The following is a 25,100-nucleotide window of genomic DNA, read 5'->3' as shown; positions in this document are numbered from 1 at the left end:
TTAGTTGTTTACGATGATTCTCTCGGATTAGGTTGTGGCACTGGTTGAGACGCTGTTATTCAGTAGGTTCTTTCGGCGCAGAATGCTCTCAAACAGCTTGATGTCATTCGAGCTGTTAAAAATGCGGAAAGGCAGGTGTATGAATATAGGCGTCTGGAAGTTACGGGCAACCCAGCCTTTCCATCCGCCCGGCAACTGCGCGTCGGCGGCTGGCTGTAGCCACAGCAGGTAAGCTTCGGGCTTCACTTCTGCCTTTTGGATCATATCCCAGTTCAGAGCCATTCCCTCGCGCTCATTGCGCTTCATTAGTATCTGGCGGTTGTCAATTTCGTAGTTCAGTTTCTCGAACAGTGGGCTTCCCTGCTCCATCTGCGTTACCCCCATTACCTGGGCCGACCGAAGCAGCACAAACAGGATAGTAACAATGATAGCAATTGCCACCCACCACCAGGAGAAGCTGAAAATAGCTGGTATCAAAAACAACACCAATGGAATTAAGGCATACCACCAGTCATGGCGCCACACTTTTACAAGGGCCATGCGGGTATATTTTTCTTTATCTAACTGATACTTCTTTGTCCGGATTCCTTGTGGAGAAGGTCCCTGTGCGGTCCTAAAACCTTTTTGATTTGGTCGCTGCATATAAATTAATGTCGAAATTCTATTCTCTGCCTACTCTCTCTTCTAGCATCACTCCGCAGAGCGAAATTCTATAACTGAAAATCCCTGCTTTCGCAGCAAAGGTAACCTGATTTTACTTATAAGCCTTCAGGCTGATATCTAAACTCTTCATGGAATGTGTTAGCGCACCCACCGATATAAAGTCTACGCCACATTCTGCCACGGCACGTATGGTTGTTTCTGTGATTCCTCCTGAGGCCTCTACTTCATACCTGCCGCCAATCAGCTTCACCGCTTCCCGCATAGTGTCTATGTCCATGTTGTCTAGCATTATTCGATGGATGCCGCCTGTATCCAGCGCCTCTTTCACTTCCTGCAGGTTGCGTGTTTCCACCTCAATTTTCAGGTCTTTCCCTTTATCCTGCAGGTAACGCTGCGTTGCCAGGATGGCCTCCCGAACGCCACCGGCATAGTCCACGTGGTTGTCCTTCAGCATCACCATGTCGTACAAGCCAAACCTATGGTTATGGCCGCCTCCAATCACTACCGCCCACTTCTCCATCATCCGGAAGTTTGGAGTGGTCTTGCGGGTATCCAGCAGTTTGGCTCCCGTGCCGGCAATCAGCTGCTGCAGAGAGTTGGTATAGGTGGCAATGCCGCTCATGCGCTGCATGCAGTTCAGCACCAGTCGTTCTGCCGTCAGAATAGATTGCGCCTTCCCTTTCACCGTCAGGCCAATGTCGCCATACTTCACTTTTGCACCGTCCTGCAGCAGCACCGCTACCTGCAGGTCAGGGTCCACGGCTTTAAAGATGTAGGTTGCCAGTTCAACGCCTGCCAGTATGCCGTCTCCTTTAATCAGGAGCCGCGCCTGGTTTTGGGCATCGTTGGGTATAGCCGCCAGAGACGAGTGGTCGCCGTCGCCGATGTCCTCGGCCAGCGCGCTGGCGATAAACTCGCTTATACTTTTTTCGGTTAGGTACGTCGGTCTCACGGTTTTCACGGTGCAAAAATAAAAAAAGGCCCGGTATATATACCGGGCCTTCTTAAAAATCTCATTATTATTTGCTTAAAGCATGCAGGAGTCTGGCTTTTAAAGAGATTCATGCCGTTCAAAGTTGTGGCAAAACTCATTCCAGGCGCAATAGTAGCGCTTCCTTTGGAAAAGCAGCTTACGTCAGGTTCTGAAAATGCTCATCCAGAGCTCGCAGTGTAGAGTTAAAGCATTCCCTAGTCTTTTATAAAGTTCATGGAATGGATCAGGTACTTTCCATTGGCCGACTTCATCCGGATCAGCACGGTGTAGGACTCTCCTTTAGCGGCGTAGGTGCCAATGGCATACAGCTGGCCCTTATCAGAGGTGCCGTTGTGGTTCACGCTAAAGTCTACTGGAGCATTCTTGGCAAAGAAGTTCTTCATCACAAATTCTGCCTGTGTATTGCTGTAGCTGGTGGCTTCGCTGCCGTCCAGGGTAATCTCCACCATACTGCTGAAGTTCCTGGACAGGTCTCTGGCCGAGCCCACTTTCATCGCCGACTTTACGCTGTTCATGACATCGCCCTGCGCTACTGCCTGCCCTGCCGGGAAAAAGACGGCTACCATTAACAAAGAAAGTGCTACTGCAAAAAGTTTTAAGTTTTTCATATGACCGTTTGTGTTCTTGCCCTCACATCAGCTAAAACTATGCCAACTAAGGTACTTCTAAATTGTATGTCTAATTTAATAGTATAATCTAAATATACCAAAAACTACATCCCTTGCCGTTGCCGCTTACTTATTTTAATGAAGGATGTGAAAACCTTCCCTCAGCAAAGGCAGTAGCCGCTAGAAGGAGTAATGCAGCTGAACCACCGCCGCACGGGCATAAGCAGCCATAAATAGGCAGCTTTAGAAGATTATGTTATATTTGCGCTATGGATAATAAGGTACTCTTAATGATATTGGATGGGTGGGGTATTGCCACTAATCCGGAAGTTTCAGCCATTCAGAAGGCCAATACGCCTTTCGTTGATTCTATCCTTGCAAAATATCCGACCACCACACTACAGGCCTCTGGTGAGGCTGTTGGCTTGCCAGAAGGACAAATGGGTAACTCAGAGGTAGGACACATGAACATTGGCGCCGGCCGCGTGGTGTATCAGGACTTGGTGCGCATTAACAAAGCGATTGCAGAGCGCAAACTGGCCACCATACCCGTGCTTGCCGATGCCCTTGCCTACGCCAAAGAGAACAAGAAAGCGTTGCACCTGATTGGCCTGCTGTCTGACGGAGGTGTGCACTCGCACATCAACCACCTGAAAGCGCTTTGCTCTGTGGCTGCCGACCACGAACTGCGCGATGTATACATCCATGCCTTTACAGATGGCCGCGACACAGACCCAAAGGGTGGTGTAAAGTACATCAATGAGTTGGAGCAGCACCTGGAGCAAACCACAGGCACTATTGCCTCCATTGTGGGCCGCTACTACGCCATGGACCGCGACAACCGCTGGGAGCGCGTTAAGCTGGCTTACGACCTGATGGTGCATGGTAAAGGCACACCATCTCAGAACCTCATCAAATCGATGCTGGACTCCTACAATGCCGGCGTCAGCGATGAGTTTATACAGCCGATAGTGAAGGTGAATGACAGGCAGGAACCTATTGCCACTATTAACGACGGTGATGTGGTGATCTGCTTTAACTTCCGCACCGACAGAGGCCGCGAAATAACGCAGGCCCTCACCCAGCGCGACTACCCTGAGCAAAACATGTTCAAGCTGAACCTGCGCTATATCATGATGACCAATTACGACGAAAGCTTTTTAGACGTAGCGTCCATCTTTGAGAAAGACAACCTGAACAACACCATAGGGGAGGTACTGGCGAAGGCAGGCAGGAAGCAAATCCGCATTGCCGAAACAGAAAAGTACCCACACGTGACTTTCTTTTTTTCAGGAGGCCGTGAAACTGCTTTCGACGGAGAAAGCCGCATCCTGTGCCCATCGCCTAAGGTAGCCACCTACGACCTGCAGCCGGAGATGAGTGCTTACGATATCCGGGATGCCATTGTGCCGGAACTGGAGAAAAAGAGCGCTGACTTTATCTGCCTGAACTTTGCCAACCCGGACATGGTAGGCCACACCGGCGTATTTGAAGCAGCGGTAAAAGCCTGTGAGGTAGTGGATCAATGTGCTGAAAAAGTGATTACCACTGCCTTGGCAAATGGCTATACCACCATTGTGATTGCCGACCATGGCAACGCCGACTGCATGATCAACCCGGATGGCACCCCCAACACAGCGCATACCACTAACTTGGTGCCATGCGTGCTGGTAAGCGATTCCCTGAATGTGAAGTTGCACGAAGGCAAACTGGGCGACCTCGCTCCAACCATACTGCAACTGATGAACGTTTCAGTGCCTGCAGAGATGGACGGGGTATCACTTATAAAAAATTAATCCCTGTGGCCAGGCATCTATCTACCTTCTTCTTGGTCCTGCTACTGGCCACTACTTCTTGTGAGAGGCCTGCCCCGCCTACTTCTGCCGAGGCGGCGGCTTCTTACAACCTAACCACCTACCTGCAACAGCAGATAGAGCGCCTGCAGGCGGAGCAGCCTATGGTGCTAAAGTCTGTTACCACAGAAGGCAAGGAGACAGAAACCGTTGAGACCTCTGCCGTAGACTGGGAAGACGAGTTAGCTGTGTTTGAGCAAGCCGACCTCAACCGCCCCGCACTGGAGGAGTACTATACCAAGCAGGAGCAGGTGCTGAATAACGGAGATATTGTGGTAGAGTACAACAGGGTAGAGGATGCCGAACCCCTCGTGCACTACCTGCGCCTGGAGCTAACTGCTGATAGAAAGCTTAAACAACTGAACGCCCTGATCCAGGACCAGAATGTACTGTTCTACTCGCGCCGCAACGTGCAGCTCAATGCTGATCCTACCAGCGGCAATATCTCAGGTTACAGAGTAGAAGGAGTCCAGAAATTAGTGCTCTCTGACTCGCTCCACTACAGGGTAGACGCCAACCTATAGCTGCATCTGCCTAAAAACCAACATCTAGCAGGATAAATCTTTTATAATTCACTATCTTGCAAAAGATAACGTATCCTTTCGATCGGATACAGTTTCTTTTACTTTACTCTTGCCGCATGCGCACGTTTACTTTAACGGCAGTGATTTGCATAGGCCTTGCCTGGCATACTTATGCCCAAAATATGAGTTCTGCTGTTAATCGGGGGCGTAGTTGTGCCACCGATGCTTATACAGCATTACTCCAGGCAGAAGACCCAGAGCAGAAAGAGCGGCAGCAGGCATTGCAGCAGGTTGTACAGCAAGCGCTGGCACAGCAAAGGCGGGGGCAAGCGCAGCAACTACGCGCAGACGTTGTGGTTACCATTCCGGTTGTATTTCATGTAGTTTATAATTCTGAGGCAGAAAATGTCTCTGAGGCCGCTTTGCTGTCGCAGTTGCAGGTGCTAAACGATGATTTCAGGAGACTGAATGCAGATACCGCGACCACACCAGAATATTTTAGACCTTACGCCGCCGACACAAAAATTCAGTTCTGCCTGGCTTCTATAGATCCTAACGGAGACCTGACCAACGGCATCACCCGCACCCAAACTACCAATAAGTCCTTCAGCTATGGCAGCGACAATGTGAAGTATGCTGAGAAAGGCGGCGTTGATATCTGGGACAGAGACCAGTACCTAAATATCTGGATATGCAACCTTGGCGGCGATATACAGAGCAATATCCTTGGCTATGCAGCCCCTCCCGGTTCCCGGGCTGTAAACGATGGTGTCGTGCTGCATTATTCCTCTGTAGGTGCTCCGCCAGCCAATAACTTTAAGTGGAACTATAACATGGGGCGTACAGCCACGCACGAGGTGGGCCACTGGCTTGGCCTCGGCCATATCTGGGGCAACGGCTCCTCCTGCACAGACTCCGATGGCATAGACGACACTCCGAACCAGCGGTATGAGAGCGCCGGGTGCCATTCCGGTATCAAAACCTCCTGCAACGACAGCCCATTTGGCGACATGTACCAGAACTACATGGACTACAGCGATGACGCCTGCATGAACCTGTTCACGAAGGGCCAGGCAGACTATATGAATACCATACTTGCCACTTCGCGTGCGAGTATCCTGAATTCACTTGCCTGCACCGGTTCTCTCAGATCCGACTTTGAAACCGCGTCACCCAACGATACGCTGATCATTGCTGGCAACAGCATTATCTACGCTGATGCCTCTGCGGGACTTCGACCAACAGAATGGTACTGGGAGTTTGAAGGAGGTGTTCCGAGTGTCTCTACAGAACGTAACCCAACGATTATGTACCCACGCCCTGGTAAGTACAGCGTGAAGCTTTCCATCTCAAACGGCAGCCTGAGCAGCACAGAGGAAAAAGAAGATTTTGTGCACGTAACGGTCAGCGACCTGGTGGTGTATCCGAACCCTGCAACCGACTTCCTTACTATAGAGCAGCCCGCCCGCATTAAGGTGCTTCGGGTAGAACTAGTGAACAAATTTGGGCAAGTGGTTATAGATGAGGAAACACGGGACCGGGTGCTTCGCCTCGACGTACGCGACCTGTCACAGGGCCTTTACATCCTCCGCATCAAGAGTTCGAACGGCACCGAAGTGAAGCGTATAAGTGTGCTGCGATAGTTTGCCAAGCGCAGATAGCAAATCAAAAGCACCAGATATGCCTGTTCCTGATACCTAAGATTTACTCTCCCTGCAGCGTTACAACCACGGTGCGCTTGGAGGCATGGTTGCGGTGCTCACAGAGGTAAACACCCTGCCAGGTACCGAGGTTGAGTTTACCTTTTGTGACAGGTACGGTTACAGAGTTGCCCAGCAGCGCAGCCTTTAGGTGTGCCGGCATGTCGTCTGAGCCTTCGAGGGTATGGCGGTAGTACGATTGGTTTTCCGGTACCATTTGGTTAAAGTGGCTCTCAAAGTCCTGGCGTACCGTTGGGTCTGCATCCTCATTGATGGTTAAGCTGGCGGAAGTATGCTTGATAAAGATATGCGCCAGCCCCACGTTTATCTCTTCCAGTTCAGGCAGCTGGGCCTCCAGTAAATCGGTGATAAGATGAAAACCTCTTTTTACGGCTGGCAGCCTTACTTCTTTCTGAAACCACTTCATAACTGATTTTAAATAACTGATTGCGTAAATAAATCTAACCTAATCGGTCGTTCGCTCCAGAGCGCCTGCATCAGGCTGGGTTGTGCTGCGGGAGGTGCCTTTCAGGTCTGCTGGTACTGTCGGCAAATATATGGCAGCACTACTGGCAGGAGACAAGGTGTCCAAGCTGAAATCAGCTTGGGCTGGCGCTTTAAATTTAGGCGCTTCGTTTAGCTTGTTCCCATTTAAAGCAAACACCTCTTTATACACCTCTGTCAGCAGCAGGTTGTTGCTTATTTCAGTAACAGCGGCTACAGGCGATACCAGCACCTCGTCTTTTATAGTATAGCTGTCGGAATAGATGATGGAGTTGACAAGGCGCAGCGACGTGGGCTGGTTCTTTATCTCTGTGCCCGGTATAAAGTCTGTCACCACAAACAGCGGCGTTTCGCGCACTGTTTTGCTGTTATAGCTCACGATGGTAGTGTAGAGCACTTCATAATTGCCGCCTCCCAAGCCGCCAAAGCCATACTGCCCACAGTTATGGATTAGCGTGTTCGTTACCTTCACATCCGAGGTAAAAGCAATAATGCCATCTATAAAGGCATAAGCTATCTCACACCCTTCCACTACCGTTCCTGCTTTACCTGGGTTCCCTATGCGCAAGCCATACCGGGTGTTCCTGATATCCGCATACTTTAATTCATTGTTACTGCTCCGGGTTAATATCCGGATGCCCTCCCACTGGCCCGGTGCGGTTTTATAAGCCTCTTCCTGCCTGTAGCCGGCAAACACCACACGCTCTTCCGGTGTACCCTCCACCAGCAAACGCCCGTTTACCAGTAGCACCGACTTATTGCTTCCGTAAATGCGAGCTCCTCTTTTAACAGTCAATGTAGCGCCCTCCTGCACCAGCACTGAATCCAGCAGCACATGAGGTTTATCACTTTCCCACACGGCTTCACCAATGGTTCCTTTCCGGTGGAAGTATGCGTTCTGCCCGTAAGCCACCAGCTTCACATTTTGCTGCCGGCCGTTTGTCTGGAACAGGATGGAGTCTGCTACCAGGAAAGGTAAATTCTCGTCTGTCGGATTAATGTTCACCTTCACCAGCACATACAGGCTATCACCGCCCCGCAGTTCCACATTATTGGCTAGTGGGCTTTGCACACCGTTAATCGTTAGTTGGTAAGGAGAAGCGGCGGCACCTGCCAGTGTTATTTCACTGATGCGGACAGCCTTTTCGTTTCGGTTGTATACTTTTAAGCGCTTCGTAATGCTGCCCCGGCTCACAAAAACAGTATCAAACAAGACTGTATCTGCCGAAAACTCCAGCACCGCAGCAGGGTCTGTTGTGATGGCCTCATCTCTTGGCTCACAAGAGATGAGGCTCAACAGCAGGAGCAGGGGTAATAAGGCGAGGGTGTACTTCAATTATGTTTGATGTAAAAGATGATGCAATGTTTTTGAGAGGAGGGCAATAGCTAACTTATCAAACTATCCCTATCCCCTCCTTGTCTAAGGAGGGGAATGTTTGCTAGAATCTATACAACAATCTAAGCAATTAACAATATAGCAATTAGCAACAAAAAAGGATGCAGCTTCGGCTATTTCGCTTCACTGCATCCTTTACTATAACTTAGTTCCGTTGCTGTTATTATTCTGCTGCGGCACCTTCTTTCAGCCTCTCAGCATTTTCCGCAATACGCAATTCCTCCACAAAGTCCTCGATACCGCCGTCCATCACACTTGGCAGGTTGTATACAGTGTAGCCAATACGGTGATCGGTTACGCGGCCTTGCGGGTAGTTGTAGGTACGGATTTTATCAGAACGGTCGCCACTGCCTACCATGCTCTTGCGCTGCGCTCCTTCTGCCTCATTCTTCTTGGCAAGCTCAATCTCATAGATACGTGAGCGTAAAACGGCCAGTGCCTTGTCGAAGTTCTTCAGCTGTGATTTCTGGTCCTGGCACTGCGCCACAATACCCGTTGGAAGGTGCGTTAAACGCACGGCAGAGTAGGTGGTGTTAACCGACTGGCCGCCAGGTCCTGATGACATAAACAGGTCTTTGCGGATGTCGTTCATGTCGAGTTCTACATCAAGTTCCTCCACTTCTGGCAGCACTACCACAGAGGCTACGGAAGTATGGATACGCCCCTGCGTTTCAGTGGCGGGTACGCGCTGCACACGATGCACGCCAGACTCAAATTTAAGCTTGCCATACACGTCTTCGCCAGACATACCCACAATGATTTCTTTGTATCCCCCGGAAGTACCTTCAGTGGCATCGATGAGTTCTGTGCGCCAGCCCATCTTTTCAGCAAAACGGCTGTACATGCGGTACAAATCGCCGGCAAAGATAGAGGCTTCGTCGCCACCCGCACCTGCACGGATTTCCATGATGATGTCTTTGCTGTCGTTCGGATCTTTTGGGATAAGCAACTCTTTCAAGTGCTCCTCCATCGCATCGCGCTGCGGAATCAGCTCATCCAGCTCTTCTTTAGCCATCTCCCTGAAGTCCTCATCCTTTTCTGTGGCAATCACCTGCTTGGCGTTGTCGATGTTACTCAGGATGTTCAGGTACTTCTTATATTCAACTACTATCTTGTCAAGGTCTTTATACTCTTTGTTGAGCGACTTGAATTTCTTCATGTCGCTGGCCACATCAGGCTGGGTAAGCAACTGGCCCACCTCCTCAAACCGATGATTGATGGCTTCTAACTTATCTAACATTGTTCTTCTAGGGTTTTATCTCTGCAAAGATATAAAATTGCAGTGTAGTTTCTTTAATACAATTCAGGCTAAAAAGTTGTTCAATGGCCGTAAAGTATGCATTTAGATAACCTTGCTGCCTGTCGTTATAGTTTCCGGAGGCATCGTTTAAAACAGCTGTATTACTACCCTGCGGCAGGTATGCCTGCATTAAACAGGTTGAAGGGTGCATGTTTGGTCCTAAACCCTTAATTTTGCACCCGGTATCTTAGCAGAGCCAGATAATTTGATTTCATAAACTGTAATAAACCAATAAGCATATGGCCGTTATACAAGCAACAGACAACGACTTTAACGAAGTACTTAACTCAAACGAAAAAGTAGTGGTGAAATACTATGCCGACTGGTGTGGAAACTGCCGCCTGTTCTCGCCTAAATTCAAACGCATGTCCGATGATGAGCAATTTACGAATGTTGCCTTTCTGGATGTAAACGCCGAGACAAGCCCGGAGGCACGCAAGATGGCTGGTGTAACAAACCTGCCCTTTTTCGCCGTTTTCAAGAACGGACAACTGGTTGACACTGTAGCTGCCAGCAAGGAAGAAGCCGTTCGTGACCTGATACATAAATTATACGCTTAATCATTGACATGAAAATACCAGTAATTAAGAAACTCGTTGAAAATAATAATTTAAAAGAGCTTATGGCCGCAGAGGCAGCCATTGTAGATGAACAGCAACCTGCCATTGAGGTAGAGGGAGAGGATGAAGGCGAGCAACTGACGCACGTGCTGGCCGCTGTTTGGATCCTGAACGAGATGGAAGACAATGGCACTGATTTCAAAACCGCACTGCGCATGTATACTCAGAAGGTGCGTGTTTCCATCAGCTAATAAAATAGCCGCATAAAAAGGAGGGCCCGGAGTTTAAGTAACTCCGGGCCCTCCTTTTTATGCGATTACTTTACCTTGTAATAAGGCAAGATGTCTTATGCCGCTTGACTCATTATCAATGTAACGCAAAACCATGTTTGCTCAGTTTGAGTCCCAGCGGGAAGACCTTTTGGTAGAAATAAATTTAAAAATTCTGAGATCCAGCGAAGAGGTCTGTAAACGTATCCTCAACAGGCTGCTCCGCTGGAGCTAAGGGTGCTCTTTAGCCATCGGGCTATTAACAGGTCGTTCCGCTAAGGCTGTTTCGCAATGTCAGTTAAAATTGTCTTTCGAGAGATACGCTTACGCCATTTTTCCTCCTTTTCTGTGTAATTCATTTCCTGAATTGCTATAGCAGGCTATAGAGACATAGAAAGAAAACCAGTTGCACCAGGTACACGTAAGGCGCCAACCTGTTGCCTTTAAAGAAAGAAGCCTTCTGGAAGTACAGCTGCAGCAAAAAAGCCACACCAAACCAACCCACATAGTTAGAAACAGGAATAGAGCCGCCCTGCCAGCTCCAGAAATCATATTCCATAGCGACAGGCTCTATAAAATAATCCAGCAGTACCATGAGCATTGTACCAATGAGTGCTTTAACCAGCCAGTGCAACTTTAGAGTATTGCTGATAAGGCCGGTCGTATAGACCAGCATCAGCCAGTTCAGGCCAATCAGCAGGGGCACCTCCCACAGCTTTAGGCCCAGCGTGGCACCGTAGGTGTAGTTGCCAAACAGCAGCCCGGTATGAACGCCGAGCACTTCCGACAGAAACCCCACGCAAAAGACTACCACTGCAAAAATCACAAAGGCAGCGTTCCAGTGGCGATGGAAGCTAAAGAGCAGCGCATTCGTCAACAGCAGGTTCATTGGCGTCAGCTGTTGAAAATATTCCGGCTCTCCACTAAACAGCAGCCCCCATAACCCGACGCCATGGAAGATGACGAGCACAGCCACTGCCGCTGACAGTGCATACTTCCTGTACTTCTTTACAGTATCTTTTATAGCAGGAGCTGATTGTGTGGTCTCGGGCATAGGTTTATACTTTCTCGGCCGGTGCTACGTCTGGCACCAGTTCCCCAACAATTTTAGCGGAAAGCAGGCACAACGGAACCCCGCCTCCCGGGTGCACGCTGCCGCCACAAAAATACAGGCCATCTATTTGAGAACTGAAGTTCGGGTGGCGCAGGAAAGCAGCCATCATATTGTTGGAACTGCTGCCGTACAAAGCACCGGCAAAAGAAGAGGTACGGCTTTCGATGAGGAGCGGATCCAGCACCTGTTCCTGCTCTATCAGTTCTTCGATGTTAGTGTGCAGCATGCTGCTGAGCTTCTGCAGCACTGTTTCACGTGTGGTGGCTATCAGCTTTTGCCAGTCCTGCCCCTGGTGGTGCGGCACGTTCACCATTACAAACCAGTTTTCACTGCCTGCAGGTGCATCTTCCGGCTCCAGTTTAGAGGTGATGTTTACGTATATAGTCGGATCAGAGCTGATGGTCTTGCGCTGAAAGATTTGCTCAAATTCTTCTCGGTAATCTGCACTGAAGAAGATGTTGTGCAGGTGCAGCTCCGGGAACTGCTTTCTGATGCCCCAGTAGTAAATGAGCGCAGAGCTGGAGCGTGGTTGCTTCAGTGTTTTCTCCGGGGCCGGGTGGTCGGCAAGCAGCTTACGGTAAGTGGGCACCACATCCATGTTGCTTACCACGACATCTGCATTGTAGTTGTCTTGCGCTGTTTTCACGCTCATCACCTTTCCGGCAAGCGTTACGATCTGCTCCACGGGCTCCCGATACCTGAACTCAACGCATAGTTCCTCCGCCAGCTTCACTAAGCTGGCTGCAATGGCATACATCCCGCCCTTTGGGTAGAAAGCGCCAATATTGTGCTCCAGGTGCGGAATGATGTTCAGTGTGCCCGGCGCCTGGTAAGGGTCAGAACCATTATAGGTAGCGAAGCGATCCAGCAGCTGCACAAACCGTGGGTCCTTGAATTTATTTGCGTTTGCCTGGTGCATCGTCGTTGTCAGGCCCAAATCGGTGAGGCAACCCAAGGCCTTTAGTATGTCCGGGCTCAGGTAAGTACCTGCTTTGTGCAGCGACTTGTTCAGGAACGTATCGGCCGTTCCCCTGTACAACCGCCGGCTCCGGGCCAGCACTTCCCGCACATCCTGCTCCGGCACACCCAGCTGCTGTGCAGCCTCCTGCGCGAATTTCTCCGGGTCAGCATAGGCTTTCAGGTGGCTGCCATCGGGCCAGAAATAGTGGGTAATGGGGTTCAGGCGGGTATAGGTAAAGTAGTCTGCAGGTTTGCGCCCGGCCAGTTCAAAAAGCTCATCCACGAGGCGCGGCAACGTGAACAGCGAGGGACCGGCATCGAAGCGGTAGCCGCCCAGCCAGAACTCATGCATTTTGCCGCCAAAGCTTTCATTGGCCTCATATACCGTTACCTGGTAGCCTTTCAGGGCCAGCCGGATGGAGGCTGCAATACCTCCGATGCCTGCTCCAACTATGGCTGCTTTCTTCATACTTACAATGTACGCAGTTCTAACGTTCTGAGCTCTTAACTAACAGAGCGGAAAAAGGTTTTATCTGGGTAACAGGAGGCTGTTTGGCATTCATCAGGTCAGGTCATACACTTCGTTCTAGCAGGAAGAGCCTGCTCTCTCCTTCAGCTAGCGCGTTCTCCTGAATACCTTTTGATAGATGGGTTTTCGCATGCCAAACTGTGCCAGCATGATGGGGTAAAGCAGCAGGTCCAGCAATTTTTTCCCGGTACTGTAGGTGATAATGTCATGAATAATCGCACCGCTGCCGTTTCTGGTGATAAGGTGCTTGTGCCGCCAGTAGCGCAGGGGAGGAGGAAGCTCCTGGCCCTGGTCTATAAAGTAGGCTTCGGTGCCGGTTATTTCCCTTTCTGTGATAAGGCTGGTCCAGCGGAAGGACTTTATACCTGTCTGCAGTTCTACATCCACCACATCGCCGGGCGCACTGCCATCGAAACGCAGCAGCTTCAGGCGCGGGTAAGGCGGAGACAACTTCCGGAATAGGTGCTCATCAAACGCCTTAAATACGGCCATGTAATCCTGCTGTATGGGTGTTCTGAGATGTAGCTGCATAAGGTGATTATAGACTGTTAGTGGCTGATTGTTTATTGTTGATTGTCTGAAACTGGCGCCGGTATCCAACCGGTGACTTATAATGTGTACGAGTCTCCAGACTCACTTATGAAGTTCCGGGTTAAACCACTCCTGCCCCTTCTTATCTATGGAGGGGAACCAACTTCTTAATTGCGCAAAGGGTCTATTGTATTGTAAACTAAGTTACTTTGGGCTTCACTCATAGGGTTGATCTATGCCTCTACTGCTTAAACCGCGCTTTAAAACTAAAGTTTGCCCCCTCTAAAAGAAAAGCCGCTGCAGTGGTTCCTGCAGCGGCTTTTTCGATGAATTTTTAACAATCAACAACCAGCAATTAACTCAACTCAACAGGCTTTCAATGTCATCTTTTGTCAGGTTCTTGATAACGGCTTCATCGGTGCTGATGAGGTCGGTGACCAGCTTGATTTTTCGGTTCTGAAGCGCAAGTATCTTTTCCTCTACCGTGTCTTTGGTGATGAACTTGTAGGTAAATACGGTGTTCTGCTGCCCAATGCGGTGCGCCCGGTCAACAGCCTGCGCTTCTACGGCCGGGTTCCACCACGGGTCCAGGATGAATACATAGTCTGCAGCCGTCAGGTTGAGGCCCACACCACCTGCTTTGAGAGAAATCAGGAACACCTGTATGCTTTCATCTTTCTGGAAACGCTCTACTTGCTCCTGCCTGTTCTTTGTATTTCCATCTAAATAAGCGTAAGTGACCTTCCGCTCGTCCAGCACCTTTCTAATAATCTCAAGGTGCTTTACGAATTGGCTGAAAATAAGCACTTTGTGCCCTTCTCCTACAACGCTCTTGGTCATGCGCAGCACCTCCTTCAGTTTACCGGACTCTCCTTCGTAGCCAGGGTCCGTCATCAGCGGGTGATTGGCTATCTGCCGCAGCTTTGTCAGGCCCTGCAACAGCATGAATTGGGTGTTCCCCGGCCCGTGCTCTTCCAGGTTCGTCAGAATCTTGTTGCGGTAAAAGGACTTCGTTTCTTCATAGGCATGCTCCTGCTCTTCTGTCATTTTACAGAAGGTGGTATGCTCTATTTTCTCCGGCAGCTCCTTCGCCACCTGCGATTTGTGCCTGCGCAGAATAAACGGCTTGATGAGTGCGTGCAGCCGGCGCGTTTTGTGCTCATCCTTCTCCTTCTCAATCGGCTTCAGGAACTCCTTCCGGAAGAAATGCTGGTTGCCCAGTAAGCCAGGGTTTATAAAGGACATCTGCGCCCACAGGTCCATGGTGCTGTTTTCGACAGGCGTACCTGTCAGTATAAGCCTGTGCCGCGACTTTAAAGAACGCACGGCCCGGGAAGTGCTGGAATCCGGATTCTTGATAGCCTGCGACTCATCCAGAATGATATAGTCGAAGTAGTAGGTTTTCAGCAGCTCTGCATCAAGGCGGACAATGCCATAGGAAGTCAGAATTACGTCGTAGTTCTGAAACTGCTCCACGTTCTTGTCGCGGTAGGTGCCGGTGTAAGTCAGGATGCGCAGGTCGGGCGTAAATTTCTGGGCTTCGTTCAGCCAGTTGTATACCAGTGAAGTCGGCATGGCCAGCAGTGAAGCAGATTCGGCACCGTTTTCTTTGCGGTGCTGTAGCATGGCTAGTGTCTGCACGGTTTTTCCCAGACCCATGTCATCTGCCAGACAGCCCCCGAACTTATAGTTCTGCACAAAATGCAGCCAGTTGTATCCTGCTTTCTGGTAAGGCCGCAGCTCTCCAACAAAACCTACCGGCAGCGGCTGGTCTTCTATGGCTTCGAACTCCCGCAGCTTTTCCAGCTTTCGCGTCATGGTGACGGTAGCGAGGTTGCCCTGCTGCAGGTCGTTCACCAGTGCCATGTGGTGCTTCTTCAGCGTCAGGTGGTCTTCGCCCTCTGAAAAGGCAAAAAGCTCAATATACTGCGTAAACCACTCTTCCGGAATAACTGCAATTTGCCCATTGGGCAGCAGAAACTCATTGTTTTTTGTGAGGATGTGGTTCTTGAGCCGGATAAACGGAATCTCGAACTCCCCGAAGCGAACGGTTCCATAGATATCAAACCAGTCGTTTTTCTCGGTTATGCCTACGTCCAGCGTAATTTCCCCGATAAAGTAGTTCTTACCGCTTTTCTCCGACTGCCGCACAGTAAAGCCGAGCTCTTCCAACTCTGTCAGGTTGTTGTTCAGCCACGAGAAGGCGTCACTTTTATCAAGCACTGCCTGCCCGTTCTTTACCTCCAGAGCGCGTTTGCTCAGCTCTTTCACAAAAGCCTTCTCATGGTTCAGGTCACGGATAAGCTTATGAAAGATATAAGAGTCCGGCGTCTTCTCCATGCTGACGCTGATACGCTTGGCCTCCTGCGTCTGCACCATATAGCCTCCGTACTGGAAAGCTAGGCTAAAGAGAATCTTTGTATGCTGGGCAGCACCTCGCTCTGTTTTGGCGTCGCTGCCATTGCCATTCACTTTCACGGCAGGTGCCTCAGCGGCGGCAATTTCAGAGAAGGTGATATAGGGGAATGGCTCATACTTCTCAGCACGTATATCAAAGCCTTTGGCATGCACATCAAACGACTCGACGAGGGGCGCCACGAACTTTTTATAGTAGTTCTCCTCTACCGAGCGGGGCACTACAATAAACTTCTTGTTCAGGAATGGCTGCAGCTTCTTGCCATCTACATCTTTCTCAAAGCTGTACACCACATTGTTGAGCAACAGCCAGGCAGGCTCATAGCAAATCAACTCTGCATTCCGGTACTGGAACTCTATTTTTTGCCCGGCATACTTTATAGTAGGGAAGTAGTGGGTGTTGTCAGCGTTTCGCATGAAATGAAATAGCACAGAAGCACGCTCCGGGGCAATTTCAATGCGCTTCCAGGTAGGCTCGCCGTCTTTTCCCATTATAAAGGTCATCTTACTGCGAAGCAGCTCCAGAATTTTACCCATGCGCCCCTGAATGTAGTGGCTGATGGTTTCCTGCAGCACTTTATCGCCTTTCTCCGGGTCGTAAGCCTTCAGAAAGAAGTCGACAGGTGTCATTCTTTTAGAGGAGAAACGCTTCAGCACGGCATCCTGCTGTATCTGATCGATGAGCGTGATAAGCTTGAAATCATCGGCATCGAGCCGGGAGGCAAACTCATCAGCATTCTTTGCAGAGATGTTCTGGTGTTGCAAGGTAAGCTGGCCTTTAGAGTTTACCTGCACCACGAAAGATTCAAACAGGTACCCCAGGTACTCATGCTCAAAGAGCGAATAAATAACCTGAAAAGGCTGCGTGGTGTAGACTTTCATGCCAAAAACAGTTTTAGGGCTCCGAATTTAGTTTTTCTACTATTTATTTCCTACCAAAAACGTGCTTTTTAGCCTTTAATATGAACATGCAGGATTTGAAAGGTACAATTATGCATTGTCTTTCCCAGTTATTTGTCCCAATAAAGAATTTGAGGGAGGGAAAACTGAAAAATCTTCCCTGTTAAATATTCTCTGTTACTGACATGGCAGCAGCTTTGCGGGCGGGCCGCACCGAAACAAGCAGCGTGATGACGATAATGGCTAGACCCGTCAGCACAAAGTCCTGTACCTGCATTTTAACCGGGTAAGCCTCTACCACTGAAGTAGACATACCCATGCTCACTAACCCAAAGTTCTGCTGCAGGTTGCAGATCAACATCCCAATTGACAAGCCGTAGGCTGCCCCGATAAAGGCAACCAGGGCTCCCTCCATCAAGAAGATATTCCGGATAGTTTTAGCTGTAGCGCCCATAGAGGCAAGTATGGCAATGTCTTTCTTCTTATCAATGACGAGCATGGAGAGAGAGAAGAAGATGTTGAGGGAGGCAATACCCAGTATAAAAGCAAAGGTAATGAAGACGAACAGCTTCTCTACCTTCACGGCGCGCAGCAGGCTGGTGTGTTGCTCATCGCTGTTCTGTATCCTGAAGCTTTCTCCCAGTTCCTGCTGCAAGGCATTTTTCACCTGCTCTATCCGCGCACCGTTGGCCACCTTGATCTCAATGGCTGTGCGGCGGCGGCCATATTCCAGCAGTTCTGCAGCAAAGTTGAGCGGCACAAACACGTAGGCATCGTCATATTGCCGCTCTATGGCAAAGATGCCTCCAGGCGCTATATCCAGGGAATTGAAGGCGCCCTCCGGGTTAAGCGGATTAAACTTAGTGTTGCGGGGATACAGAAACTGCAGCGGCACAAACTGGTTGTTTGGCCTGATGGAAAGCTGGTATTGCACGCCACGGCCAATCAGGGCGTGGTAGGCATCGTTATGAATCAAATCGCTGCGGCCTTCCACCACGGACGAATCTATCTCGTTCTGCTCAAAGAAATTCTCGCTCACGCCTTTCACCTTCACTACCATCTGGCGGTCGTTGTAGCGCAGCAGGGCATTGTCTTCTATCACCTCCGAGACCACCGCGACGCCCGGCATTTGCCGGATGCGGTTCATGAACTCTGTATCGGTCTCAAAAGATTTTCCTTCTACGGCAGTAATTTTCAGGTCAGGGTCGAAGCTGGAGTAAATTTCCCGGATGAGGTCTTCGAGGCCATTGAAAACAGAAAGCACAATAATAAGCGCAGCCGAACCAACCGCAACGCCGATCATGGCAATGTTGGAGATAATGCTGATGATGTTTCTCTTCTTCCTGGAGAAAAAGTATCGCTTCGCTATCAGAAAAGGAACATTCATCTTTGATTGCTAAGTGGTTATCTCTGCTTGTTCAACTGTCTGACTATTGATTGTTACACGTTCTGAGACAACAATCGGACAATCATCAATCTAACGATTTATTATTTCCAGGCTTTCACGATCAGGCCGGTGCCCGATTTGTGGTTTCCGTTCACGTCCATCCAGTTCAGCACGAGGCTTACCGGGAAAGTGATGAGGTAATAGAACGGCAGAAGTAGGAAGAAAATTTTAGAGGCGTTCAGCATCAGCAGCGGATACTTCATAGACAGGCGCCACGATAGCTGGCCTGGCTTGCCATAGGAGTAGCGTGCCTTCACTTTGCTGAATCCAGCCAGTTTTAGCTTATCCTGTATCTCCTGAATGTTATACCCATCGCGCACATGCTCTTCTATAAAGGAGGCCTCATCATCGCCATTCACATCAGAGCCTCCCTGGTCGGATGGCGTGGAAATGACCAGCATACCGCCCGGACGCAAAGAGGCCTGGAAGTTACGGAATACTTCCACATCCTCCAGAATATGCTCCATCACGTCTACAGATAAAATCAGGTCGTAGCTTTTAGGCTCCCGGTACTGCACCAGGTCTGCTATCCGGAACAGCACGTTGTGGCGCCCTATGGCCCGGATAAAGCAGTTGCTGTCGGAGATCTGCTCTTCTTTCACGTCCACAGCCAGTATGCTCCACTTGCGACTCATACCAGACAAATAATACGTGTACTGGCCAAAGCCGGAGCCTGCGTCTAATATATACTGCTCTTTGTCGCGCCGGCCTTCTGCCCACTCGCGCAGTTCTTTGTGCACGTGCCAGGTACGCAGCAAAAGCAGGTCCAGGAGTTTGTAAAATACGCGGCGCAGGAAAGGCGTCTTGTTAAACGCATCGCCAAGCACCCGCTTTATCGGGTCGTACTGCATAAGGGGAATAAGAAACTATAAGCCTGGGTATGTTTCCGGGTCATCTTCGGTGGCAGGCGGTATGTCAATATTATTAAACAGCTTATCGATGTGCGCAGCATACTCGGCGCTGTCATCTAAAAAGAACGCCAGCTCCGGCACAATTCTTACCTGCTTTCCTATACGCTGAGCCAGCAGGTGGCGTATAGTTTTGGTATTGGCACGTACTTCTAAAAGGAGCGCTTCTGAATCCTTCGCCATCATCACGCTGATAAATACCTTGGCAAGCCCCAGGTCAGGTGAAACCCGCACCACGCTGACGGATATAAATGCACCGCCAAAAAGATGCGGCACCTCCCGCTGAAAGATGTCTGCTAATTCTTTCTGAATCAGGCGCGAAAATTTCTGTTGTCTTTTACTTTCCATATGAAGCTGCAAATATCATATTAATTTCGCATTTTTACCCCAAAAGCGCCTTACTCATTTCAGGATTAGGCCTTTTGCATTGTTTTGGGACGAAAGCAATTGCCGGTTAAGCCTTAAAGAAGAGGAGCATTCGCTTGTATTCTCTAAGGATCGTCCGGCCTTTTTTGTCCTTCATTGTAGTTTCTTCTAACTGTGTCTTTACTTGATTAGTTACTTCCGAAGCATACTGCCTTCCCGACTGATCCTGTTGGTTTTGCTTTTTCTCGCTGTTCAGCTTCCACTCATTTTATGGAATTTATCGGCCACTGCGCCCGAATTGCTGCACATGCTGGTAGGGGAGCGCCTGGGCGACGGATTTAGTATGTACCGCGACATTTACGATAACACAGCTCCGGTCTCCGCGCTGGTATACTGGGCGGTGGATGTACTGGCAGGGCGGTCTTTCCTGGCTTACCGGCTCACTGCCATGGCTTTGCTGCTGCTGCAGGCGTTGCTGCTGAACATTACGCTTAACCGCCACAACGTTTACGCCTCCAAGAATTACCTGCCTGCGCTGCTGTACCTCATTCTGGGAAGCCTGTCGTTTGAGTTTAACATGCTCACGCAGCTGCTCATCGGTAATACCTTTATTATCCTCTCGCTGCCATACATCATCACACTGTCGCGGGAGGGCTTTGACAATAACCGCCTGTTTGTGGGCGGGTTCATGCTAGGCCTGGCTGCCCTGAGCTATCTGCCCCTGGCCATGTTCCTGCTGATAGGGATATTTGCTGTAATCTTTTTTGCCTCCAGCACTTTCCGAAGTATGCTGCTGATGCTTTGCGGCTTTGTTTTTCCGTATGCTGCCCTTATCACCTATTACCTCTACACCAATAGCACGCAGGAGTTTATAGAACTGCACCTGCTGCGCCCCTGGCAACTGCAGGTAACTTTCCTGCGTCCGCCTGCTGATGTGGCGAAGTTGATGGCCATACCGGCCATTTTGCTTATGCTCTCGCTGCTGAGCTCAGCCTCTCTTCCGCAGCGCCTCGTGTTCCAGGACAAGTTTAAGCAGCTGATGTGGGTATGGCTCTTCACCAGCTTTGTAGTCATTTTTACAAGGGAGGAGATTTCGGTGGCGACTTTCATCCTACTGCTGCCGCCCATTGCTTACTTCAGCGAGTTCTTCTTTACCTCAAACAGAAAAAAGTGGCTGCTGAACCTGGTCATCCTGCTGGTGATTGGCTCCATGTTAATGCTGCGCTATCGGCATGTGCTGCACATAAACAGGTTTCTGCTACTGGATGAGTCGCCGTTGCTGTTGCCGGAAGAGCAGGATTTGCCTATGCAACAGGCTACTGTGCTGGTTTTAGGAAAGGATGTCAGTTACTATACTCAAAACAAACCTGTAACGCCCTATGTGAACTGGAACCTGGCCCAGCGCCACTTCGGGAGGCTGAATGAGTACCAAGCGGTATTTGAAATCCACCAGAACTTCAGCAGGGAAATGCCTGCCTATATTGTAGATAAGGTGAACCTGATGCCGGAGCTAAGCTATAAGCTGCCTGATATCTTCGGGAAGTACAGCGCCACCGGCACTAATGGAGTTTACAGGCTAGAGAAGTAAGGCTGCTCTCCACTCCATCAAAAATGTCTTCTGTTCCTGTTATCCTGAGAGGGAAGAGGTTCAAGTTTGTGCTGTAATCAATAGTATGAATACAAAAGGGCGCTGCAACCTTATAAGTGCAGCGCCCTTTGCTATGCTTTAAATGATGGCAGCCTTAGCAGGCTTCAATCTTGTCAACGCGGGTCTGGTGGCGGCCGCCTTCGAAACCAGTTGAAAGAAACACTTTCACCATCTCCCGCGCCACGTCCTCTGACACAAACCGGGCTGGTATACATAATACGTTTGCATTGTTATGCTCCCGTGCCAGTTTAGCCAGCTCTGGCTTCCAGCAAAGTGCCGCACGTATGTCGTGGTGCTTGTTTGCCGTGATGGCCACCCCGTTACCGCTGCCACAGATAAGAATACCGTAATCAACCTCCTCACTTGCAACAGCATTTGCCAGCGGGTGCACATGGTCCGGGTAATCTACGGAAGCGTCAGAATGAGGTCCAAAATCTTTTATCTGGTGGCCAAGCCCCTCCAACACAGCTTTTACCATACTTTTGTAGGTAAAGCCGGCATGGTCTCCTCCAATTGCGATGTTAAGTGCCATTATATCGTATTGTTTTCGTTCAGTTTCTTCAGATCTCTTTTACGGATTGACTGCGAGATGTTTATACTTACCTCATACAGCAGCATCAGTGGCATGGAGATAAGCAGCTGGCTGATAACATCCGGAGGGGTAATGATAGCACCTACAATGAGTATGACTACAAAGGCGTGGCGGCGGTACAGCTTCATTGTCTCAGCCGTTATCAGTCCTGCTTTTGTCAGAAAGAACACGATTACTGGCATCTCAAACATAAAAGCGCAGGCCAGGCACAGCGTAGTAAGGGTAGAAATGTAAGACGACAGATCGAACTCATTTATAATCGTCGGGTCTACCTGGTATCCTGCCAAAAAGTTAATAGAGATTGGAGACACCACATAGTAGCCAAACAGCAGGCCCATTGCGAACAGGATAGATACAAAGAAGACGGCTCCCTGCGAGTTTTTCTGTTCCTGCGGGTAAAGGCCGGGCTTTACGAAACGCCAGATCTCCCAGAAGGCATATGGGAAAGCACAGGCAAGACCCAGAATAACAGATACCAGCAGGTGCATCGTAAACTGCCCGCTCATCTGCCGGCTTTGGATAGTAAAGCCCATTTCTTTGATGCAAAGCACATCCGATCCTATTTTCTGCCCGACTTCGCACATTACCCGGTAACTCAGGAAGTCGGTGCGGGAGGGGGCCAGAATAATATCATGAAACACAAAGCTCTTTGCTAGAAAAGCAATGGTTCCGAATACAAGGATAGAGGCTAAGGCCCGGATAAGGTGCCACCTCAGCTCCTCGAGATGGTCCACAAAGGACATCTCCTGCGGCTGCTCTTCTCCTAGCTGCTCTTCCCCTATCTGTGGTTGATCCATCATCACAATTGTGGCCCTGTTCTATATGTATTAGTAAGCGAAAAGCGGATACTCCTGCATCCAGCTGTTAATGTCTTTGCGTGCGGCGCTGATCCTGCTTTCGTTCTCATTGTTGGTCAGCACATCGTCTATCAGCTCTACAATGCGCGCCATATCGTTCTCTTTCAGGCCACGTGTCGTTACGGCTGCTGTACCTACGCGCATACCTGACGTTACGAACGGTGACTTATCATCGAAAGGCACCATATTCTTGTTGATGGTGATATCAGCCTTTACCAACGTGTTCTCTGCCAGCTTACCTGTCAGGCCTTTGGAGCGCAGGTCAATCAGCATCATGTGGTTGTCGGTACCCCCGGAGATGATGTTATAGCCTCTTTGGATAAATGCCTTGGCCATTGCCTGTGCATTTTCCTGCACCTGCTTTACATAACTCAGGTAATCATCAGAAAGCGCCTCATAATAAGCTACTGCTTTCGCCGCTATCACGTGCTCCAGCGGACCACCCTGTGTACCAGGGAAGACAGCACCATCCAGCAGGGACGACATCATGCGCGTTTCGCCTTTAGGTGTCTTCAGCCCGAACGGGTTTTCGAAGTCTTTGCCCAACATAATCATACCGCCTCTTGGGCCGCGCAGCGTTTTATGCGTGGTGGTGGTTACAATATGGCAATGCTCAAACGGGTTATCCAGCAAGCCGCGTGCAATCAGGCCGGAAGGGTGGGAGATGTCTGCCAGCAGCAGGGCACCTACCTCATCGGCAGCGGCACGAAGTTTTTTATAGTCCCAGTCGCGGCTGTAGGCGGAGGCACCACAGATAATCAGCTTCGGACGCTCCTTACGGGCTGTATCCACAACTTTATCAAAGTCGATGAGGCCTGTTTCCTGCTCCACGCCATAAAAGGACGGGCTGTACAGCTTACCTGAGAAGTTCACCGGTGAGCCATGGGTCAGATGCCCGCCATGCGACAGGTCAAAGCCAAGAATCTTGTCGCCGGGCTGCAGCACAGCCAGCATCACCGCCGCATTTGCCTGCGCCCCCGAGTGCGGCTGCACGTTTACCCACTCCACGCCAAACAGCTCTTTGGCACGGTCAATAGCCAACTGCTCCGACTGGTCTACTATTTCGCAGCCGCCATAATAGCGCTTGCCCGGCAAACCTTCCGCATACTTGTTGGTCATCACACTGCCCATAGCCTGCATCACCTGCTCTGAAACGAAGTTCTCGGAGGCAATTAATTCAAGGCCATGCGTCTGGCGTGCTTTCTCTTTCGCTATAAGGTCAAATATGGCTGTATCTTTTTGCATTGCTCTTTGGTTGGTTTATCCCTTTCAAAATTAAAGTATGCTTCGGAATAAACCAATGTTTCAGAAGTTTATATACGGCGGGGCAGCAGCTATCAGATTTAGATGGTGCTGAAATCAGCAGCAGAAAGTTGAGTAAAAGCAAAAGCCCGGCACCATGTGGCACCGGGCTTTGCACTAATAGGGTTTATGCTGTTACTGCTTTACTACTTTTAACTGGCGGTGTAAACCGTTTACTTCTACTGTCAGGATGTACAGGCCGTTGGTCAGTTGGTCGTATAGCGGCAGTTGTACTTCAGTCTGCCCTTCTCTAACGTCCACCGTTTTCTGGTAGATACGCTTTCCGGACATATCGTGCAGCGTTACAGCTGCTTTGCCGCTTTCCTCTACAGTGATGTACACTTTAGAGTTATAGTTGAGTGGGTTCGGAGCCACCAGTACCTGCAACTCCAGCCCCTGGGCTCTTCCTGTAACAGCTACCACTTTGCTGTAAGCATAAGTTCCGTCTAGGTCCACCTGCTTCAGGCGATAGTAGCGGGTGCCACTAGCATTGCCCATGTCATGTGTAAAGCCATATGAAGTACGGGTGCTGCTGTTGGTTGTCTTGCTCTCTACACGCCCTACTTTCTCAAAACCACTTACACCACTCAGCGATGTCTCTACCTCGAAGTGAGAATTGTCTTTCTCAGAAGCCGTTACCCATGTCAACAGTGCCTTGTTTCCTTGTACGGCTGCTCTGAAAGAAAGCAGTTCAACCGGGAGTGGGGTTACTGAGCTTCCGTTAACCGCTAGCCTTACATCTGTTGCGTTTAGCGAGGTATGGAAGATTTCTCCGCTATGAGTACCTGCTGTTGTAGGGTTGTATCTTACATATATAGTTGTTGCCCCTATACTTGTTCCACCTGCAGGTAAAGTCACTTCCACTTGTGGATAAAATCTACCATTATCTAGAGACACCTCAAACTCAGCCGGTGCTGCTGTAGTTATTTTGCCCTCCATGTTTGTACCACTTACGGTATAGCTTTGTGAAGCTGACGGAGTACCTACCTGGGCAGAAAATGCTGTAAGGGATGCGGTAACGGTGATGGTAGGTCTAATTACAGTATAAGTCGGGGTGCTGCCAGAGCCGTTTGCGTTAGACACAGTGACAGGGCCAGTCTCGGCGCCCGCCGGCACCTGGGCCTGCAGTGACACTGAACCATCGCTGTTGGTGATAGGTG

At 49.8% G+C, this 25,100-nt stretch carries 23 protein-coding genes; 6 read left to right on the top strand and 17 right to left on the bottom strand.

Annotated elements, in window-relative coordinates; translation table 11 throughout:
• Positions 1-27 precede the first annotated feature (27 nt).
• The 3 genes from ACFS7Z_RS06065 to ACFS7Z_RS06055 form a co-directional block, all read right to left on the bottom strand.
• Complete coding sequence (locus ACFS7Z_RS06065; RefSeq protein ID WP_377482365.1) at positions 28-642, bottom strand: hypothetical protein; 615 nt, start codon at positions 640-642, stop codon at positions 28-30.
• 112 nt (positions 643-754) lie between these two features.
• Positions 755-1,615, bottom strand: a complete 861-nt coding sequence (gene nadC / locus ACFS7Z_RS06060; protein ID WP_377482363.1) for a carboxylating nicotinate-nucleotide diphosphorylase — start codon at positions 1,613-1,615, stop codon at positions 755-757.
• A 236-nt stretch (positions 1,616-1,851) separates the two neighbouring features.
• Positions 1,852-2,265, bottom strand: a complete 414-nt coding sequence (locus ACFS7Z_RS06055; protein ID WP_377482361.1) for a DUF4783 domain-containing protein — start codon at positions 2,263-2,265, stop codon at positions 1,852-1,854.
• A gap of 269 nt (positions 2,266-2,534) precedes the next feature.
• Here ACFS7Z_RS06055 and gpmI point away from each other — a divergent pair, with 269 nt between their 5' ends.
• The 3 genes from gpmI (at position 2,535) to ACFS7Z_RS06040 (ending at position 6,285) form a co-directional block, all read left to right on the top strand.
• Positions 2,535-4,061: a 2,3-bisphosphoglycerate-independent phosphoglycerate mutase gene (gene gpmI / locus ACFS7Z_RS06050; protein ID WP_377482359.1), complete on the top strand. Its 1,527-nt coding sequence runs from the start codon at positions 2,535-2,537 to the stop codon at positions 4,059-4,061.
• 5 nt (positions 4,062-4,066) lie between these two features.
• Positions 4,067-4,642, top strand: a complete 576-nt coding sequence (locus ACFS7Z_RS06045; RefSeq protein WP_377482357.1) for a hypothetical protein — start codon at positions 4,067-4,069, stop codon at positions 4,640-4,642.
• A 182-nt stretch (positions 4,643-4,824) separates the two neighbouring features.
• Positions 4,825-6,285 (top strand): M43 family zinc metalloprotease, encoded by a 1,461-nt coding sequence (locus ACFS7Z_RS06040; protein ID WP_377482355.1) that lies wholly within the window; start codon positions 4,825-4,827, stop codon positions 6,283-6,285.
• 61 nt (positions 6,286-6,346) lie between these two features.
• On the opposite strand, the gene ACFS7Z_RS06035 is transcribed toward ACFS7Z_RS06040, so the two are convergent.
• The 3 genes from ACFS7Z_RS06035 to prfA all read right to left on the bottom strand — a co-directional run bounded on the left by ACFS7Z_RS06035 (position 6,347) and on the right by prfA (position 9,482).
• Positions 6,347-6,769, bottom strand: coding sequence for a secondary thiamine-phosphate synthase enzyme YjbQ (locus tag ACFS7Z_RS06035; protein WP_377482352.1), 423 nt, complete (start codon positions 6,767-6,769; stop codon positions 6,347-6,349).
• 39 nt (positions 6,770-6,808) lie between these two features.
• The gene (locus ACFS7Z_RS06030) at positions 6,809-8,182 is read right to left on the bottom strand and encodes a hypothetical protein (RefSeq protein ID WP_377482350.1); all 1,374 of its coding nucleotides are present in this window, start codon (positions 8,180-8,182) and stop codon (positions 6,809-6,811) included.
• Positions 8,183-8,405: 223 nt separating this feature from the next.
• Complete coding sequence (gene prfA / locus ACFS7Z_RS06025; protein ID WP_377482348.1) at positions 8,406-9,482, bottom strand: peptide chain release factor 1; 1,077 nt, start codon at positions 9,480-9,482, stop codon at positions 8,406-8,408.
• Positions 9,483-9,781: 299 nt separating this feature from the next.
• On the opposite strand from prfA, the gene ACFS7Z_RS06020 reads away from it, so the two are divergent.
• Together ACFS7Z_RS06020 and ACFS7Z_RS06015 are read left to right on the top strand one after the other, a co-directional pair.
• The gene (locus ACFS7Z_RS06020; protein ID WP_377482346.1) at positions 9,782-10,102 is read left to right on the top strand and encodes a thioredoxin family protein; all 321 of its coding nucleotides are present in this window, start codon (positions 9,782-9,784) and stop codon (positions 10,100-10,102) included.
• A gap of 8 nt (positions 10,103-10,110) precedes the next feature.
• Positions 10,111-10,353: a DUF6952 family protein gene (locus ACFS7Z_RS06015; RefSeq protein ID WP_377482344.1), complete on the top strand. Its 243-nt coding sequence runs from the start codon at positions 10,111-10,113 to the stop codon at positions 10,351-10,353.
• 388 nt (positions 10,354-10,741) lie between these two features.
• Here the strand turns inward: ACFS7Z_RS06015 and ACFS7Z_RS06010 are convergent, their stop codons facing one another.
• From ACFS7Z_RS06010 to rbfA, 7 genes are all read right to left on the bottom strand, one after another.
• Positions 10,742-11,425: a carotenoid biosynthesis protein gene (locus ACFS7Z_RS06010; protein ID WP_377482342.1), complete on the bottom strand. Its 684-nt coding sequence runs from the start codon at positions 11,423-11,425 to the stop codon at positions 10,742-10,744.
• Between the two features lie 4 nt (positions 11,426-11,429).
• Positions 11,430-12,914 carry a 1-hydroxycarotenoid 3,4-desaturase CrtD gene (crtD, locus tag ACFS7Z_RS06005; RefSeq protein ID WP_377482340.1) on the bottom strand — a complete coding sequence of 495 codons (1,485 nt, stop codon included), beginning with the start codon at positions 12,912-12,914 and terminating at the stop codon, positions 11,430-11,432.
• 147 nt (positions 12,915-13,061) lie between these two features.
• Positions 13,062-13,505 carry an SRPBCC family protein gene (locus ACFS7Z_RS06000; protein WP_377482338.1) on the bottom strand — a complete coding sequence of 148 codons (444 nt, stop codon included), beginning with the start codon at positions 13,503-13,505 and terminating at the stop codon, positions 13,062-13,064.
• Positions 13,506-13,865: 360 nt separating this feature from the next.
• On the bottom strand, positions 13,866-16,802 hold the full coding sequence (locus ACFS7Z_RS05995; RefSeq protein ID WP_377482336.1) for a DEAD/DEAH box helicase: 2,937 nt from the start codon (positions 16,800-16,802) through the stop codon (positions 13,866-13,868).
• A 181-nt stretch (positions 16,803-16,983) separates the two neighbouring features.
• Positions 16,984-18,207 carry an ABC transporter permease gene (locus ACFS7Z_RS05990; protein ID WP_377482334.1) on the bottom strand — a complete coding sequence of 408 codons (1,224 nt, stop codon included), beginning with the start codon at positions 18,205-18,207 and terminating at the stop codon, positions 16,984-16,986.
• A gap of 101 nt (positions 18,208-18,308) precedes the next feature.
• Entirely contained in the window at positions 18,309-19,118 is an 810-nt protein-coding gene (locus tag ACFS7Z_RS05985) for a class I SAM-dependent methyltransferase (protein WP_377482332.1), read from the bottom strand.
• 15 nt (positions 19,119-19,133) lie between these two features.
• Entirely contained in the window at positions 19,134-19,523 is a 390-nt protein-coding gene (gene rbfA, locus ACFS7Z_RS05980) for a 30S ribosome-binding factor RbfA (RefSeq protein WP_377482330.1), read from the bottom strand.
• A gap of 202 nt (positions 19,524-19,725) precedes the next feature.
• Between rbfA and ACFS7Z_RS05975 the strand changes: the two genes are divergently transcribed.
• Positions 19,726-21,129, top strand: coding sequence for a hypothetical protein (locus ACFS7Z_RS05975; RefSeq protein ID WP_377482328.1), 1,404 nt, complete (start codon positions 19,726-19,728; stop codon positions 21,127-21,129).
• A 154-nt stretch (positions 21,130-21,283) separates the two neighbouring features.
• Here the strand turns inward: ACFS7Z_RS05975 and rpiB are convergent, their stop codons facing one another.
• From rpiB to ACFS7Z_RS05955, 4 genes are all read right to left on the bottom strand, one after another.
• Positions 21,284-21,721, bottom strand: coding sequence for a ribose 5-phosphate isomerase B (rpiB, locus tag ACFS7Z_RS05970; RefSeq protein ID WP_377482326.1), 438 nt, complete (start codon positions 21,719-21,721; stop codon positions 21,284-21,286).
• Complete coding sequence (gene tatC / locus ACFS7Z_RS05965; RefSeq protein ID WP_377482551.1) at positions 21,721-22,578, bottom strand: twin-arginine translocase subunit TatC; 858 nt, start codon at positions 22,576-22,578, stop codon at positions 21,721-21,723. The genes rpiB and tatC overlap by 1 nt, the downstream gene beginning before the upstream one ends.
• Positions 22,579-22,608: 30 nt before the next feature.
• Complete coding sequence (gene glyA / locus ACFS7Z_RS05960; protein ID WP_377482324.1) at positions 22,609-23,883, bottom strand: serine hydroxymethyltransferase; 1,275 nt, start codon at positions 23,881-23,883, stop codon at positions 22,609-22,611.
• Positions 23,884-24,075: 192 nt separating this feature from the next.
• Positions 24,076-25,100: T9SS type A sorting domain-containing protein (locus tag ACFS7Z_RS05955; RefSeq protein WP_377482322.1), on the bottom strand; the 1,025-nt coding region annotated here is incomplete at its 5' end.

Origin of the sequence: Pontibacter toksunensis (assembly GCF_042686245.1) — a bacterium.
In the GTDB taxonomy this organism is placed as follows: Bacteria; Bacteroidota; Bacteroidia; order Cytophagales; family Hymenobacteraceae; genus Pontibacter; species Pontibacter toksunensis.
This window is presented reverse-complemented; position numbering and strand designations above follow the sequence as displayed.

Coding starts and splice junctions, on each gene's coding strand:
- ACFS7Z_RS06065 (WP_377482365.1), bottom strand. CDS start 642: ATGCAGCGACCAAATCAAAAAGGTTTTAGGACCGCACAGGGACCTTCT.
- ACFS7Z_RS06055 (WP_377482361.1), bottom strand. CDS start 2,265: ATGAAAAACTTAAAACTTTTTGCAGTAGCACTTTCTTTGTTAATGGTA.
- gpmI (WP_377482359.1), top strand. CDS start 2,535: ATGGATAATAAGGTACTCTTAATGATATTGGATGGGTGGGGTATTGCC.
- ACFS7Z_RS06040 (WP_377482355.1), top strand. CDS start 4,825: ATGAGTTCTGCTGTTAATCGGGGGCGTAGTTGTGCCACCGATGCTTAT.
- ACFS7Z_RS06035 (WP_377482352.1), bottom strand. CDS start 6,769: ATGAAGTGGTTTCAGAAAGAAGTAAGGCTGCCAGCCGTAAAAAGAGGT.
- prfA (WP_377482348.1), bottom strand. CDS start 9,482: ATGTTAGATAAGTTAGAAGCCATCAATCATCGGTTTGAGGAGGTGGGC.
- ACFS7Z_RS06020 (WP_377482346.1), top strand. CDS start 9,782: ATGGCCGTTATACAAGCAACAGACAACGACTTTAACGAAGTACTTAAC.
- ACFS7Z_RS06015 (WP_377482344.1), top strand. CDS start 10,111: ATGAAAATACCAGTAATTAAGAAACTCGTTGAAAATAATAATTTAAAA.
- ACFS7Z_RS06010 (WP_377482342.1), bottom strand. CDS start 11,425: ATGCCCGAGACCACACAATCAGCTCCTGCTATAAAAGATACTGTAAAG.
- crtD (WP_377482340.1), bottom strand. CDS start 12,914: ATGAAGAAAGCAGCCATAGTTGGAGCAGGCATCGGAGGTATTGCAGCC.
- ACFS7Z_RS06000 (WP_377482338.1), bottom strand. CDS start 13,505: ATGCAGCTACATCTCAGAACACCCATACAGCAGGATTACATGGCCGTA.
- ACFS7Z_RS05995 (WP_377482336.1), bottom strand. CDS start 16,802: ATGAAAGTCTACACCACGCAGCCTTTTCAGGTTATTTATTCGCTCTTT.
- ACFS7Z_RS05990 (WP_377482334.1), bottom strand. CDS start 18,207: ATGAATGTTCCTTTTCTGATAGCGAAGCGATACTTTTTCTCCAGGAAG.
- ACFS7Z_RS05985 (WP_377482332.1), bottom strand. CDS start 19,118: ATGCAGTACGACCCGATAAAGCGGGTGCTTGGCGATGCGTTTAACAAG.
- rbfA (WP_377482330.1), bottom strand. CDS start 19,523: ATGGAAAGTAAAAGACAACAGAAATTTTCGCGCCTGATTCAGAAAGAA.
- rpiB (WP_377482326.1), bottom strand. CDS start 21,721: ATGGCACTTAACATCGCAATTGGAGGAGACCATGCCGGCTTTACCTAC.
- tatC (WP_377482551.1), bottom strand. CDS start 22,578: ATGGATCAACCACAGATAGGGGAAGAGCAGCTAGGAGAAGAGCAGCCG.
- glyA (WP_377482324.1), bottom strand. CDS start 23,883: ATGCAAAAAGATACAGCCATATTTGACCTTATAGCGAAAGAGAAAGCA.